Origin of the sequence: Psychroflexus longus, assembly GCF_020164595.1 — a bacterium.
GTDB lineage: Bacteria > Bacteroidota > Bacteroidia > Flavobacteriales > Flavobacteriaceae > Psychroflexus > Psychroflexus longus.
Genome location: NZ_JAIQZE010000035.1, coordinates 1 through 282, shown reverse-complemented (window position 1 = coordinate 282; position 282 = coordinate 1). Strand labels below are relative to the sequence as shown.

The window sequence follows — 282 nt, the reverse complement described above, 5'->3', positions numbered from 1 at the left end:
GCGACATGGCCGAAGAGGAAAGCCAGAAACTCGACCGCATGGTGCGTGAGCGTACACGACAGTTGAGTGACCTCGCCGCGCACTTGCAGCGCGTAACCGAAGACGAGAAGACGCGCCTGGCGCGCGAGTTGCACGACGAGTTGGGCGCCATCCTCACCGCCACCAAGATGGACCTCCACTGGCTGCGCTCACGCGTGCACAGCAGCGAGCCGGCCGTGAGTGAAAAGATTACCCGCGTGATGGCCCACGTCGATCAGGGCATCCAGATCAAGCGCCGCCTGA

At 63.5% G+C, this 282-nt stretch carries 1 protein-coding gene; it reads left to right on the top strand.

Annotation, left to right across the window (positions count from 1 at the left end; all coding sequences use genetic code 11):
• Positions 1-282 (top strand): histidine kinase (locus LB452_RS13465; protein ID WP_224462253.1); only part of this gene is annotated, 282 nt, incomplete at both ends.